Source organism: Pseudoalteromonas sp. Of7M-16 (assembly GCF_022347805.1).
GTDB lineage: Bacteria > Pseudomonadota > Gammaproteobacteria > Enterobacterales > Alteromonadaceae > Pseudoalteromonas > Pseudoalteromonas luteoviolacea_F.
This window is the reverse complement of record NZ_JAKRFY010000038.1, coordinates 35,870-49,790: the sequence shown is the minus strand read 5'-3', so window position 1 is coordinate 49,790 and position 13,921 is coordinate 35,870. Positions and strand designations below refer to the sequence as shown.

12 protein-coding genes are annotated in these 13,921 nt (G+C 42.3%); 5 read left to right on the top strand and 7 right to left on the bottom strand.

Features of this window, described 5'->3' with window-relative positions; all coding sequences use genetic code 11:
* Positions 1–603 precede the first annotated feature (603 nt).
* Complete coding sequence (locus tag MHN81_RS26255; RefSeq protein WP_239427171.1) at positions 604–1,269, bottom strand: GNAT family N-acetyltransferase; 666 nt, start codon at positions 1,267–1,269, stop codon at positions 604–606.
* A gap of 138 nt (positions 1,270–1,407) precedes the next feature.
* On the opposite strand from MHN81_RS26255, the gene MHN81_RS26250 reads away from it, so the two are divergent.
* The 3 genes from MHN81_RS26250 (at position 1,408) to MHN81_RS26240 (ending at position 2,761) form a co-directional block, all read left to right on the top strand.
* Positions 1,408–1,635 (top strand): DUF2789 domain-containing protein, encoded by a 228-nt coding sequence (locus MHN81_RS26250; protein WP_023400894.1) that lies wholly within the window; start codon positions 1,408–1,410, stop codon positions 1,633–1,635.
* An 87-nt stretch (positions 1,636–1,722) separates the two neighbouring features.
* Positions 1,723–1,986 carry a hypothetical protein gene (locus MHN81_RS26245; RefSeq protein WP_023400895.1) on the top strand — a complete coding sequence of 88 codons (264 nt, stop codon included), beginning with the start codon at positions 1,723–1,725 and terminating at the stop codon, positions 1,984–1,986.
* 1 nt (position 1,987) lies between these two features.
* Complete coding sequence (locus MHN81_RS26240) at positions 1,988–2,761, top strand: Zn-ribbon-containing protein (protein WP_239427170.1); 774 nt, start codon at positions 1,988–1,990, stop codon at positions 2,759–2,761.
* On the opposite strand, the gene syd is transcribed toward MHN81_RS26240, so the two are convergent.
* Positions 2,755–3,303, bottom strand: coding sequence for a SecY-interacting protein (gene syd / locus MHN81_RS26235; RefSeq protein WP_023400897.1), 549 nt, complete (start codon positions 3,301–3,303; stop codon positions 2,755–2,757). The genes MHN81_RS26240 and syd overlap by 7 nt on opposite strands.
* A gap of 60 nt (positions 3,304–3,363) precedes the next feature.
* Here syd and queF point away from each other — a divergent pair, with 60 nt between their 5' ends.
* Positions 3,364–4,209, top strand: coding sequence for an NADPH-dependent 7-cyano-7-deazaguanine reductase QueF (queF, locus tag MHN81_RS26230; RefSeq protein WP_239427169.1), 846 nt, complete (start codon positions 3,364–3,366; stop codon positions 4,207–4,209).
* 37 nt (positions 4,210–4,246) lie between these two features.
* On the opposite strand, the gene MHN81_RS26225 is transcribed toward queF, so the two are convergent.
* The 4 genes from MHN81_RS26225 to MHN81_RS26210 are packed head-to-tail and all read right to left on the bottom strand — an operon-like array spanning position 4,247 to position 11,388.
* Entirely contained in the window at positions 4,247–5,071 is an 825-nt protein-coding gene (locus MHN81_RS26225; RefSeq protein WP_023400899.1) for a peptidylprolyl isomerase, read from the bottom strand.
* Between the two features lie 40 nt (positions 5,072–5,111).
* Complete coding sequence (locus MHN81_RS26220; RefSeq protein ID WP_023400900.1) at positions 5,112–5,945, bottom strand: transporter substrate-binding domain-containing protein; 834 nt, start codon at positions 5,943–5,945, stop codon at positions 5,112–5,114.
* Positions 5,945–9,670 (bottom strand): translocation/assembly module TamB domain-containing protein, encoded by a 3,726-nt coding sequence (locus MHN81_RS26215; RefSeq protein WP_239427168.1) that lies wholly within the window; start codon positions 9,668–9,670, stop codon positions 5,945–5,947. Before MHN81_RS26215 ends, MHN81_RS26220 begins: the two co-directional genes overlap by 1 nt.
* Positions 9,667–11,388: an autotransporter assembly complex family protein gene (locus tag MHN81_RS26210; RefSeq protein ID WP_023400902.1), complete on the bottom strand. Its 1,722-nt coding sequence runs from the start codon at positions 11,386–11,388 to the stop codon at positions 9,667–9,669. Before MHN81_RS26210 ends, MHN81_RS26215 begins: the two co-directional genes overlap by 4 nt.
* 168 nt (positions 11,389–11,556) lie before the next feature.
* On the opposite strand from MHN81_RS26210, the gene MHN81_RS26205 reads away from it, so the two are divergent.
* On the top strand, positions 11,557–11,886 hold the full coding sequence (locus MHN81_RS26205) for a ribonuclease E inhibitor RraB (protein ID WP_023400903.1): 330 nt from the start codon (positions 11,557–11,559) through the stop codon (positions 11,884–11,886).
* 48 nt (positions 11,887–11,934) lie between these two features.
* On the opposite strand, the gene MHN81_RS26200 is transcribed toward MHN81_RS26205, so the two are convergent.
* On the bottom strand, positions 11,935–13,677 hold the full coding sequence (locus MHN81_RS26200; RefSeq protein WP_036976940.1) for a DEAD/DEAH box helicase: 1,743 nt from the start codon (positions 13,675–13,677) through the stop codon (positions 11,935–11,937).
* Positions 13,678–13,921: the final 244 nt, after the last annotated feature.

Below are 13,921 nucleotides of genomic sequence, written 5' to 3'. Positions count from 1 at the left end.
CGCTCCTATCCCTTTTGACATTTCCTATGTCTGCACATCCTGTGCTGTATCCTTTGCCACCTTGGCTCCTCTTCACCTAATCCGTCGGCGCTCCTATCCTTTTTGACATTTCCTATGTCTGCACATCCTGTGCTGTATCCTTTGCCATCTTGGCTCCTCTTCACCTAATCCGTCGGTGCTCCTATCCTTTTCGACATTTCCTATGTCTGCACATCCTGTGCTGTATCCTTTGCCACCTTGGCTCCTCTTCACCTAATCCGTCGGTGCTCCTATCCCTTTTGACATTTCCTATGTCTGCACATCCTGTGCTGTATCCTAGCCTCTTGGCTCCTCTTCACTTAGTTCCTTAAGCGCTCCGAACTTCCCGTGTATAACTTTTCCGATACCTTCCTGGTAGCAATCTTTGCTTTGCATCCTTTCGTCCTTCAACACCAACAAGTCTACGCAACTTAGCGCTAATAAATAGGATATATTCTCAATTAAATAACTTAAAAACTATTGAAACATTGAGTAAAAGCAAATTAAAACAATAATTTAAGGTTAATTTTAAGATGCTGACACGCGATACTTCCCACTAATACGCACAAGCTTGTAGGAAAAGTCTTACAGTGGTTTTTCCAAAACGTCTGTTCGAGCTTTAAACAGTAACTCGCCAGAAACCGATCGAAAGACAACTTCTTTCACTAAATGGTAGCCATGCTCTTCAAAGAAGTTGACTTGATTACCCTGTGTGACAAACACTGCCATGCCAGACATAAAGTCATTTTCACGAACTAAGGTATCCAGTGCACTAAGCAGATAATGACCGTAACCCTGTCCTTGGTAATGTGGATCTACAGCAATAAAAGATAGGAAATAGTATTCCCCCATTTCGCCTAAATGTGCTTTTATTGCGCGCTCTTTTTCCATGATTTGTTTGGCTTGCAGCACACCAGCTCCCATCATTAAGGTTAACCTCCAATGCCAACCAAAGCTTTTCTCTATTTCACAATGAGATGCAAATGCACACGCTACCGCCACTAAATTATGTTCAATGTAGATACCTAATATCGGTTGACCCGACTTGCTAAAACGTGACAACTCCTGGCGTATGAGCGCCCTAAGCTTCGCATCATACTTACTTTGGTTTGGCTCATTTAAAATTTGCATAAGCAATGGATCTTGTCTGTAAGCTTGAAATAGTAGGCTAGCAGCAACATGGATATCTTCTGGCTCAATAAACTTCGCACCAACAGTGGGGGCGTGCACCTGTTCTTCTGTATTAGACATAATATTCCCTTGTATATTATTTATTCTAAAAAAGAGAGTCGTATATAATCGGCTTGGCTGTACTGAATTAAACCTGATGTATAAAACAGCCGTAAATTTACTATAGTTGTAGAGTATTTCTTGTTCAATGGAGAACATATGGATAACAGCTACCACTCACTAAAATCACTATTTTCCCAACTAGGCTTGGAAAATAGTGATGAGAAAATATCGCAGTTTATCGACAACAATAAGCTACCTAGCCAAACACTGTTGGTCGATGCGCCATTTTGGAATCAGGGACAAAAACACTTTATTGAAGAGTCGTTAAGAGAAGACGCAGACTGGAGTGAAATTATTGATACGTTAGATACTTTGTTGAGATAAGCGTCTAAGGTACCTCAAAGCTTAGATCTCTCTTTGGGCAAATAAGATAAAAATGATAAACTAAGCTTTATTTTTTGGTCTTTTCTTATGCACCCAGCAGCTCAACAAGCCATCAGTACATTACTTGCCGAAGGTAAAACTCCGACAGTGGCCACCGTCAAAGCTAAATTGACAGAGCCACTGCCTATGCCAGTCATTATCGCCGCATTAGCAGCATACAAAAATAACCCAGATGCAATAACTCAATCTGCATCAATTAGTGCACCTGAGCCTTCAGAGCCAAAAAGCCAATTAGACAGAATAGAGGCTAAACTGGACAGACTCTTAGCACTACTGGAAGAGAAGAAGTAATATGTTTGTTGTAGATTTAACATTTGACTGTTACCAAGACACGACCCTTGAAAAGGCGGAGCAGGCCATAAACCAGCTTGTCAATGCATTGCGTTTTAATGGTCAGATCATAGGTGATGAATTTCCGACGGTACTCAAAGATGGTTTTTTCATTACTCGAGTCATGTGCCCACTCGAAGACTCATTACACCCTTTGCATCACAGTCCCTTCGTCAAACATGCAATTGAGCAGCTGCAACAAGCGGGTCTACTGGCCCCAAAGGTTAAAGTGATTGGTCAAGATATTCACGCTAATGGCGCAGATCTGTGCCAAGCACCATCTAGCTATATCCTTTATACAACCTATGTCCATACTTGTAGTCCACTGTATTGTGGTGACGACTTTCAACCTGTACCGCTATACAACATCCCAGCAATTGCAAATGGCGACTATAAAGCTCTGATAAAATGGCAAGAAGATTGGCAGGCTTGTGATCAGATTCAAATCAATGGAGCCACACGTTGTGAATTTGCCGCTTTGGAAGAGATAACCAGTTTATCCAGTGATTTATCTCGCAGAGGCTTAGATCTCTCAAAACGTATTCGCTACCTCACCAAAAAGCCCGTTTACTATTATTTATACCGCGTTGGTGGTGAAAGCCTTGAAACGGAGAGGCAAAGAAAGTGCCCAAGTTGCGATGGCGACTGGGCACTGAGTGAACCATGGTTTGGACTATTCGATTTTAAATGCGATAAGTGTCACTTAGTTTCGAATATTTCATGGGATTTTCAGTAATTAAAGCTTAGGGCTGCTAGAAACGATTCGATGTTCTCAGCCAGCACATGATGTGTTGGCTTACCAACATACTCTAAACATACCTCACCGCTATTGAGTTTCACCGAGATCAGTAAATCATCTCTGTCTGTCAAACCAATAAATACGGTGTCATCTTGCTTCAATCTTCGTTTCATTAAAACATGGCCAGTAATATTCTGTTGTAAATTTACAAAGTCTTCTTCATTCCAAACTTGCAATAATTCAATATCATTGCCATCAAATTGGGCGCGGATATTACCCGCAAATACAGCGCCATAATAGGCATGCAATGCAGCTGGAAACTCTACTTCTAATGCTTTAGCAAGATCTTCCAACCCATTCATAGGTTGACGAGTAACCGCTTGCCACTGGATGTTGCCTGAAGTATCCGCTTCACCAACCTCACATGCGCTAGGATAGTCTGGATCGTGTGGGATTTGAGGCAGGTGCCCGAGTTGTTGTTTCGTTGCCGTCGCATATTGCTGATGTAACGTTTCCATCATGGTCGTTAAAGATGCCATACTGCCATTCTCATTTTAATTCGCTATAATTCCGGCCATTGTAACCACTATTGGTGAAACATGACAGATTACAACAACGCACCTGAACTCAAAGCATCAGTGCTTGGTAAAACTACCGAATATGCATCTCAGTATGATGCCACCTTGCTACACCCTATTGCGCGAAAGCTCAATCGTGACCAAATTGCCGTCGATGAGCAAGCATTGCCCTTTAAGGGTGAGGATACCTGGACTGGCTATGAGCTTTCTTGGTTAAATAGTAAAGGAAAACCACAAGTTGCAGTCGCAACCTTTGTCTTTCCATGTCAAAGTTCGCATATTATTGAATCAAAGTCATTTAAGTTATATTTAAATAGCTTTAATCAAACTCGATTTACCTCTGAGGAAGAAGTACATAAATACTTAACCACGGATCTCTCCAAAGCAGCAAATTGTGATGTCACTGTGACACTTTACGGCCCGGATGAGTACAATTGCTTACCATTTACGCAGTTGCCTGGGGAATGCATTGACGAATTAGATATTGAAGTTGATGCCTACAGCCCTGAAGAGGGAATATTGGCACATAGCGAGCAAAGCGAAGTTTCTGAAACCTTGTATAGTCATCTTTTGAAATCTAACTGCTTGATCACCTCCCAGCCAGATTGGGCCAGTATCGTGATCCGCTACCAAGGCCAACAGATCTGCAAAGAGTCACTTCTGAAATACTTGATTTCATTTCGCGACCACAATGAATTTCATGAACAGTGTGTTGAACGTATTTACTGTGATATTCAACGCGCTCTCAAACCGACAAAGTTGGAAGTCTATGCCCGTTACACTCGTCGCGGAGGGCTAGATATAAACCCTTACCGCTCAAGTGAGCAAGACGCAACCCGCTTTAATATTCGTGTAAACAGACAGTAATTACTCGCTTCAAAGTGCCGTTGCGACGGCACTTTCTTTAACCTTTTCTTCTTGTTGGTACAGTGATAGAACACACATCCACAAAATTGGGCGTAAATTTAAACCACGGCTCTGGTCGGTTGGTTCTTGCCGCTACCAGCTCCTCAAAATGCGTCGAACTAGTATCGAAAAACTCAAACACACTGTTGTCTTGTGAGGCTATGTCGCTTAAGACTTCAACTCCTTTGATGGGATTAAATGGACGTCCATTTTCAGGTTCCCTTTGCAACTTCTGCACATGTTGCATTCCCTCCAGCACACGGCCAAAGACGGTAATATTGCGGTCTAAGTAACGCTGTGGTGCCAGTGTGATATAGAACTCAGTGCCACCACTATTAATCTCATTCCCCCTCGCCATAGCAAAAGTACCAGCGCAATGAGTCATCCAAGTTTTTGTACCATCTCGATTTTGCCCAACCGCAAAACCATCCAAAAAGCCGGTGCGTATCGCATAACCATCAGAACCATCTAACGCCATAATATTCAAAGCACTGTTTGTTTTGTAAGATAACTCAGCTGCGAGCCGTTTCTGTCCTTTTTTGGGGATCTTAGTATCAGTTTGGTCTCCACCTTGCGCAACAAAACCTTCAACAAATCGATATACACTCAAGCCCTCATAAAACCCTTCACGTGCCAAAAGCTTTATATTATTGGTATGATTTGGGGCCAATTTGGCATTGAGTTCAACGTAAACATGACCTGTTTCAAGTTCTATTCGAATTACATTGTCATTGTTAACGCTACGCCATGCACTACTCGGGGCTGTATTCACAATATCAAAAGGTGCACGCACAGCTTTATTGGGCTTGTCTGGTTGCTGCATGCAACCGCTCAGTAAAGCCACTGCACATAGCAACGTGGATTTAGCTTTTATCATTTTGTTTTTTATACCATAACTGGGAATTATTAAGCGGCGCACTGGGCGGGAGACTGCGGTTTCTCAGCTCAATCAATGTGCGCTGTTCAAGTGAAAGCTCTTCGACAAGCTTGGCAAAATGGCGAGAGAACAATTGTTCAAAACTGCCATCTTTGAGTGCCTTATTTAAACCTTCTTGGAGCACTGTATACAGCGCACTATCTTGTTTATCTACGAAAAAATAAACCGCTGATGGATAGTAAAGTAGCAACTGCTGCTCTGCAAAAGCATTATAGGTTTTTAAAATGTCAGGCAGCTCCAAAATACTGATGGGAATAGCATCAAAACGCTTTGAGGTCAGCATATTTAAAGCGCCGGGTAAAGCGTGAAAGGCGTTAACAGACAGCTTGTTGTCAACAAAAATATCGTGATCTGGCCAATCATGCCTCAGCCCATAATGAAAAGACTGTAACTGAGAGATATGGCTCAAATTTGAAAAGCGGTGCTGTTGAGACTGGTCAATCAGTAAAATGCGGTAACCAAGTAACCCTTTTACAATTGGCACCCTGATCGCACGCGCAATGTTTTCTCGCTCAAAGCTGGTTACAGACCAAAAAATATCGATGCCATTGTCTTTGCCCAGTAGGCGGATCGCACGGCTCTGGGTTGGTATATTTTTTATATACTGTAATTTATATGGTGTGCTTTGATATGACAGTGCAAGCTCGATCAACTCAATTACGTAAGGATGGGCCCCATCTGTGACTCTTACATATTTTGCTTCTTTAGCAAGGGTCGAACAACAAAACAAGGCAACGAGCAAACAGCTCAAATAGCGCATTAATCACCCCAATCAAACTTGTACAACAGATCAATACTATCGTAGAGACCACTCGTCGCTTCTAAGTAAAGCTTTGAAAATACTCGATAACGTACTGCTATTTCACTCAATGAGGCAAATACACCAACTCGATAGCTGACTTGTACGCTCGGTGTAATGTAACCTGAAAGTTCAACTTGTGTATCATCACCACTTCCCTTTGCCGCTAAATTTATATCTCTTAATCCTAACTTTTTTCCAGCTTTTGTAAATAATCTTTTACTTTTATCAATGCTTTTCGCAAGCAGAAATTGAGCTAACAACGTATTATTCGAACTTTCCCCAGCCCCCAGCCGTTCGCCATTTAACAAATACTCCAATGCTTCAGCCTGATCCTTTGCTGGCTCTGCAAAAATAGTTAATTGCGGAGATGCAATGCTCCCTGTAACAGATACACCTGCGATAACATCGTCAGCTGTGGTCTCGGGATTGCGAATCGCACGAATGTTCAGATAAGGCTTGTCCAAAGGCCCATTAAACCCAAGTTGCCCAGTTTCAATTAATAAGTCTTGTCCAAACGCCGTATACTTCCCTTCTAGCAGGGATACTTCTCCACCAGCCAAAGGGGCATTGCCAACATGACGCTCAATATCTAGTGCTCCGGTCAAATACGCATCTAACCCAAGAGCAACAACTCGAACATCATCCAGTAATTTGATATCAATATCAGCACGATAATCCACAAGCGCTTGATCCTTTTCTGACTCAGTGTCATCGACAATGATCTGATCGCCACTTACCACAACGGCCTCGTCTGGCAGAGCATCTAATGTGAATCGAGCAAATGGTATTGACACTTCTCCGCCAATATCAATTAATTTGTCAGCATAATCTACTGTTAGATCAGGAGATACAGCCACTTTTACACCTGACATAGGTGTGACGTGCAGATTTGTTCCTTGAATTTTTGCATTTAGCGCCAATTCAGATTGCCAATCTACATGTCCAGACAATTGTGCTACTCCATCTTGCGGTGTTTTAAAGCCCCCTTGCAGAGATAACTGGCGCTCATCAAACTCTGTAGATAACGTCAATTCGGTTACTTGCATCGGTAGATAACTCGACTCGATACTCAGGTTTTCAGCATGTAATTGGCCATAAAGTGATGGGTTGCTCAGCTCTCCTGAAAAGTTGATCGTGCCGTTTAATGATCCGTCTAAACTTATATCAGGCCATGAATAGGCACGTGCGTAAGGGGTAAATTGACGTAGTTTGATCTCATTTATATGGATATACCCAGTTGCTTGCTGACTTATTTGCATGTTTGCAAAAGACAACCCACCTTTAATCAATCCCAATTTCTCAAACTCTACATGCCACTGAGCCTCAATATTTTTCTCGCTTGAGGCTAATGACACTTCAAACTCTTCCACATTCAGCACATTAATAGGTAACTCATCGGTGACTTCAACCTCTGCCGGCAAATCAATCGCCACCTGTGCGCCCTTAACCCATAGCTTGGTATCGAGTGCTGCAACATTTCCATGTTTAATGGAGAGCTTACTTGTGCCATTCAGCTTGCCTTGAACAGATACGCCATTTTTTATCCATTTATTTACGCTGTTTAATGGAATATGCTCCAAATTAATACTCATCTCGCCCTGCTGTTCCGCCAACATAGCCGAGGCACATGCCCTACCACCATTGATCAACCAACAAGTGTTTGCCAAACTGAATCTATCTTGGCCTACTTGCAGATCGACTGGTGCTGCAAGCTTGCCTTTTAAATCGTCAATAGCAAATGCACCTTTTGAGATCTGTCCGCGCCAGATATTTTTATCAAACAGCCCATGTAGGCTTGTCATCAACGCATACTGTGCGCTGTGCAATGACAAGTGAGCAGCATGGGACTGGCGGCTTCCATCTAAAACAAATTGTAATTTTCCGTGATTGAGCTGTGCTGCATTGATATCAGAAATATCAAGCCTGACCTGCCCTTGATAGTCTTTTGCTGTATCTAGCTCTGCTGACAACGTGCCTTGATTGATTGATATTTTATCTTCGAAGTCAATTTTGGAGAGCTGCGCATTGAGTTTTAATTGCGGCTTTGTAACGCTGCCTTTTACGTATAGCTGTGCATCCATCAACGCATCCAAAGGTATAACACGATTCGCGCTGTGGTTAATATTTGCATTGAAGTGCAAGTCTGCACTGTTACCAATTTCACCAGTAGCCTCCACTGTGCTACGGCCATATGTGATCCGAGCTTGCTCTAGCTTGCCTATATACTCGTCATTCACTTCTCCACTGAGTGAAATTTCCAAAGGTGTATCGGCTACCATACCCATCAGCTCTAGTTTGGGAATATTCACTGACCACTGTTCATGCGCAGATAAAAACCGTAGCTCATACTCTCCGGATAGCGTTGCCGCTTCCTCAATCCCCAAATGTGGTAATGGAAGCGCATGTAACTGACCCTGTAATTGTGCTTTCAGTCCATTGTGCCATGAAGCCTGAGCTGACAATTCTGAAAATGCATCACCGACTGTGATACGACTTTTGTTAAAATCAACCATGGACAAGCGCCCTGTCAGCGACATATCTAACAAGACATCTTCACCAACATCATAATGCGCTGAACTATCAAATACCGCGTTAACATTGGCTTGATAGTTATCTAAGTTACCACTGCCTGATAAGTTGAGGTGATTCACTCTACCCACTTGAGCAATGTCTAAACTTGACAGACGCGCATGGAGGTTAAAAGGCCAATTAACCACTGTAGGTGAAACTTGCAAGGATATACGGCCGCTGGCTTTTCCCGAGACACGACCTCTTAAAGCTATATTGTCCATGTCTCCATCAACAAGCAACACGGCAATCGAGTGCGTATTGCCATAGCTCAAAGCGCCTTTTACAACGCTGGTCGACATATCATAATGTAAGTCCATATGAGCAGATGCATCTTTATAGGTAAGCTGAAGCTGACTGACCTCTGCTATTTGTTGCTTAACACTGATACCAGCACGAATATCACTCAGTACTGTTGGTGCATCGCTCGGTGTCTGGTATGTCACCTCCTCTAAATGCACTCTTTGTATTTCAACATCTAGAGGAATGAAAATCGAAGGAAGCTGCAAAGGCGCAATTTTATCGGGCAACACAAAAGCTCTTTTTTCTGCCACAGTTTGGCTGTCAACTATCAATCTTTGTGCGCTGAGATAGGCCACCTGAATATGAGCGTCGCTAGCTCGGGCGGCAAATGCTAAGTTTTTTGCTGATACCCGTTGCAGACCTGTATTGAGCGTCATTGATTTGACCGTAAGGCTCTCAATACCAATTGAAAATGGAAGTTTAATATATTCATCACTTGCCTCAGAAGCACTCGTAGGTAATTCAGATGAAGTACTTTTCACCTCTGATGAATTTGTTAAACGCACATTTAGCTCGCCACTACTTGCGCTTAGACATAGGGTTGCGCAATCAAACCAATTAAGATTCAAATGCATGTTTTTAGCAGTAACAGCTGCGCCTTGCGTTGTAAATTCTAATTGAATCAAACCACCTGAAAATAATCGCCCAGAAAGTAGCTCAATTTTGAGACCCGACACCCAATAATTTGCTGCCAAGAGCAATATTCGATTACCTGTATGTGTCTTAAATAGCACTGTGAGCATCACCATTCCAGCAAGTAGCAGCATAAGCCACTTGCTTTTCAACAGAGGTAAAATACGCTGTTTCATCATATTTCTGGCCCTATAACAATGCTTAAACGCGTACTGCGGCTTGGTTTGCTCACCCCCCAAGCATGATCAACACGCACAGGCCCGATCGGAGTAAGATAGCGCACGCCAAATCCAGCCCCCACAGCCCACTTTTCTTCAAAATCATTGGTTGCAGTACCCATATCAACGAACACAGCCGCCCGCCAATTGGGTAAAAACTGATAGTTATACTCAGAACTGGCGGTAACTAAATATTTGGCCCCCAGCAATTCCCCCTGCTCACCTTTGGGTGAAATCGATTGATATGCAAATCCACGAATACTTTGATCGCCCCCAGCAAAAAAACGTAAGTTGAGCGGAGTTTTATCGAAGTCTTTTGCAATAACGGCGCCCAGTTCAGCCTTTAGTATCACTAAATGCCGCTCCTGAAAACTTCTGAGCCAGGCTTGTTTCCAGTGCACTTTGGTTAACGATGTTGAGGAGATCAGGCTTTCATGAGCAACTTCAATAGTAAATAGCTGCTCGCTCCCCCAATACGGTGTCATCCCCCCTTGGCTCTGTTTTTTGGCATAGCTCACACCTGGCAATAGCATCTCGGTATCAAGTATGAGTCCAGTTTGCTCACTTCTTTCATGCTCTCGCTTGATAAAAGCCGTTCTTACCCAGTGACTTTGCAAAACCCACTGTCTTTGCAATTGTACATTCCATGCCGTTAGCTTAACCCCGTCAGTTAAGTCATCTTGCAACTGATAACCTCCTAGCACACGCAGTACATCAGTGTTAGGGTCTTCCACCGGGATGGTATAGGTTGCGCTGACATCTTGTTTGCGCTGCGATACATTCAAATCAGTATTGAAGGAGTGACCAAAATCATTCACCCATGGCTTATTCCACTTACCACGAAACTTTGCGCCAAGATCCGTGCTATAACCGCCTCCTACTTCGAAGCTGTTGGCAGGCTTATCTGTCACATCCACCCGGATCGGTACGCGGCCCGCAGTACGCAATTTAAGTAAAGGGTACACTTTAACGCTGGCAAAGTAGGGAGTTTCATTCAACGCGAGACTAAAATCGCTTAATAGCTTTGCATCATATTTTGTATGCGGCCTAAAGGGAGCCAATTTAGTAATAAAATGTGCAGCTTTTGACGTACCAGATAGCTTCATTTCACCAAATTGATAACGTACCCCGGAGTCCACAATAAGCTTTGCTGTTCCCTGCTTTAGAGCGCGATTAATCTCCAGTGCACTTTGCGACCAAACAAAATCAAAATAACCTCGCTCTAAAAGTGCACTCTCAATTTGATTTTTCGCAGCACTGTATAAGTCATGACGGATCTGCTCGCCTTTTTTAATCGGTAAGGAGTCGAGCAACAAACTTAATTCAAGATCTCTGCTACCTTCGCCCTTAATTTGCACTTCGATAGATTGCCAGTGAAATGCAGGTGCTAATGACAAGTTGATATTTAGAACCTGAGCTTGGCTAGAATAAGTAAGTTCGCTTTCAAAGTTATAATAACCCACAGCCTGCAACGCCAACTGTATATCGGCCGAAATTGCCTGTTCCTGACGGTGTGAGAAAATAGTATTTTGGTACTTTTTTAAATACAGATTCGTATTTTCTTCAGCAAGTTCACTAGTCGAGTGCACTTTGATCTCAGAAATTCGCTTTTGCTCGTTGGCAAAAACAGGTTGAATACACACACACAGAGTGATCAGAAAATATATTAGACGTGGCACACAAACCCTTTTAGCAAAATTATCAACGCTTTGATTCTTCGTAAGCGCTACATACGGGTAAAGCTATCACAAGCAACCGCATATTCTCGACAAATATTTTACTGCGATGCTTTTTATTTCAGCTAGGATAACGGACAATATGCATAATTTTACTAATTGAGTGATGATATGCAATTTCCAAACGATGACAATGGTCAGCTGTTATCTGAGATCGCGGCTGCAGGCGTCGATCTTACGCAAATGCAAAAAATTGATTTCTACATATTATTTGAGCAAAAGGATAATGCAGAACGCTTTATTGAAGCCATCAGTAAAGACGATTTAGCACCGCAAACTAAGTTAGGGAAATGTCCAGATACTGGTGTTTGGGAAGTTTTAACTACCGTGACTATGGTCCCAATGCATGAGTTGCTCGATCAAACTGAGCAATACCTTGAGTCCATCGCAAATAGCCACGAGGGATACGGGGATGGTTGGGGTTTAATGGCCCAAGAGTAACGCCCTGATAAAGCCGCAGATCCATCCATGCTGCGGCTTGCTATTATACTAACTTTTATCTGCGACTCTAAAACTGCCCTTATAGTCAAAAATCTTTTCGACTATTTGCCAGCCATACTTTTTATGTTGCTTTGCAATGACAAAATCAGGGGCCGTCAAGGTTGTTATTTCAACCTCATTTGCACTACTCCACTTACCTACCGCACTGCCTGATTTAACGCGCTTAGCAAAGTTCTTATGAAAGTAAAACTTACTGCCTTTGACATTAAAGTCATACACTTCACTTGCTTCAGCCCCATCTTCATCAAAATACGTGACTTTAAGGACCTCAGACTTGATCACTTCCGCTGTCATACCACAACATCGAATGACTAACGCATTTTTCAGGTTTAATGCGTCACGCAACTTATCGTCTGGATCAGCCATAACTTCGCCACAATTGAGGCATTGGCGCGCAGCGATATCATTTTCAGCACCACAGTGATCACATTCTTTAAATCTAAAGCGATAATCACATTGCACCGACTCAGCGTCGGCTTCATTTTCTAAAATACCTTTGCAACGGCGGCCAAAATGTTCAATGACTTTACCTTGTTCATCAAGTTTGCCCCAAAATGTATTGGCAAACCCACAACCTGGACACAGGACTTGAACTGGCTCGCTGTCTGGATTGGGTTTAACACTGCCGACTTCAGGGTGAAAAAGATCAAAGTCATTACCTGCGTAATCAATTACAAGGCAATCTCGTTTATTCTTATCCAAACGAAGACCCCTACCCACAATTTGTTGATATAAACTTACGGATTCAGTTGGTCTAAGGATCGCGATAAAATCCACATGTGGCGCATCAAACCCAGTGGTTAATACGGACACATTAACTAAAAATTTTATCTGCTTATTTTTAAATCGAGCAATAATATTATCACGCTGTTTGTTTTCAGTATCACCGATAACAAGTTCAGTCTCTGCACTCGGCAGATAACTGACAATTTCTTTTGCATGTAGCACAGTTGCGGCAAATATCATCACCCCCTGCCGTGACTTTGATTCCGTTAAGACATGTTCAATAATACTTTTAGTGGCGCGAGTATGGTTGCTTAGCAAGTTATTCATATCGCTTTCACTAAACTTACCAAAACTATCTGGCTTTAAAGCTGAAAAATCGTAATTTTCAATCGCAGGATCGACTTTCTTAGGTGGTGTCAAATACTGATTATTGATCATATAGCGCAATGGCAATTCATAAATGCACTTTGAAAATGGACTTTCTTTTTCGCCTCTTATAAAGCCATGGTAATGCTCGTGATATATCCATCCAAGCCCTAGACGATAGGGCGTTGCTGTCAAGCCCAGTAGCTTTAGCTGCGAATTAAACTCTTTCAACCTGTTTATCACTTGCATATATTGGCTGTCTTCGTCACCACTGACACGATGGCACTCATCGATAATCACTAATGAATAAAATGTATTTAGTTGCTCTAGATTACGAGCCAATGATTGAACAGAAGCAAAAGTGACCTGCTGATCGAGTTCTTTTTTATTTAAACCAGCAGAAAATATGCTCGCCTTTAATCCATAACTCTCATATTTTTGAGCGTTTTGCTCTACCAATTCTTTGACATGTGTCAGTACTAATATTTTCCGCTTTGCAACCCTCGCTAGCTCAGCAATAACCAGACTTTTTCCTGCCCCTGTGGGTAATACTATAACTGCAGGATAGTTGCTTTTTCTAAAGTGCGCGATGGTGTTTTCCACGGCTTCTTTTTGGTAGGGCCTTAGCGTATAAATAATGCACCTCAAGTAATCAATCTACGCAAAAGAAAAGTATACCACTGAATCTTCACGAGGAGCTATGTCAAGGTATTGCCATCCATAAAGTACGACAATACAGCTGCCCAACAAAACCCATAAGAGGTACATTTATATATCTGTAATTATTATAGGTAATTAATTCAAAAGTAAAAAAGAAATAGTTTTAAAATAAAGAGAAGAAGGCTTCTATCAAGATAAATAAACTAAAGCAGGTACGCAGTGG

What these genes read in the sequence shown, in the direction of transcription:
- MHN81_RS26255 (WP_239427171.1), bottom strand. Translation starts at nt 1,269, where the DNA reads ATGTCTAATACAGAAGAACAGGTGCACGCCCCCACTGTTGGTGCGAAG.
- MHN81_RS26250 (WP_023400894.1), top strand. Translation starts at nt 1,408, where the DNA reads ATGGATAACAGCTACCACTCACTAAAATCACTATTTTCCCAACTAGGC.
- MHN81_RS26245 (WP_023400895.1), top strand. Translation starts at nt 1,723, where the DNA reads ATGCACCCAGCAGCTCAACAAGCCATCAGTACATTACTTGCCGAAGGT.
- MHN81_RS26240 (WP_239427170.1), top strand. Translation starts at nt 1,988, where the DNA reads ATGTTTGTTGTAGATTTAACATTTGACTGTTACCAAGACACGACCCTT.
- syd (WP_023400897.1), bottom strand. Translation starts at nt 3,303, where the DNA reads ATGGCATCTTTAACGACCATGATGGAAACGTTACATCAGCAATATGCG.
- queF (WP_239427169.1), top strand. Translation starts at nt 3,364, where the DNA reads ATGACAGATTACAACAACGCACCTGAACTCAAAGCATCAGTGCTTGGT.
- MHN81_RS26225 (WP_023400899.1), bottom strand. Translation starts at nt 5,071, where the DNA reads ATGCAGCAACCAGACAAGCCCAATAAAGCTGTGCGTGCACCTTTTGAT.
- MHN81_RS26220 (WP_023400900.1), bottom strand. Translation starts at nt 5,945, where the DNA reads ATGCGCTATTTGAGCTGTTTGCTCGTTGCCTTGTTTTGTTGTTCGACC.
- MHN81_RS26215 (WP_239427168.1), bottom strand. Translation starts at nt 9,670, where the DNA reads ATGATGAAACAGCGTATTTTACCTCTGTTGAAAAGCAAGTGGCTTATG.
- MHN81_RS26205 (WP_023400903.1), top strand. Translation starts at nt 11,557, where the DNA reads ATGCAATTTCCAAACGATGACAATGGTCAGCTGTTATCTGAGATCGCG.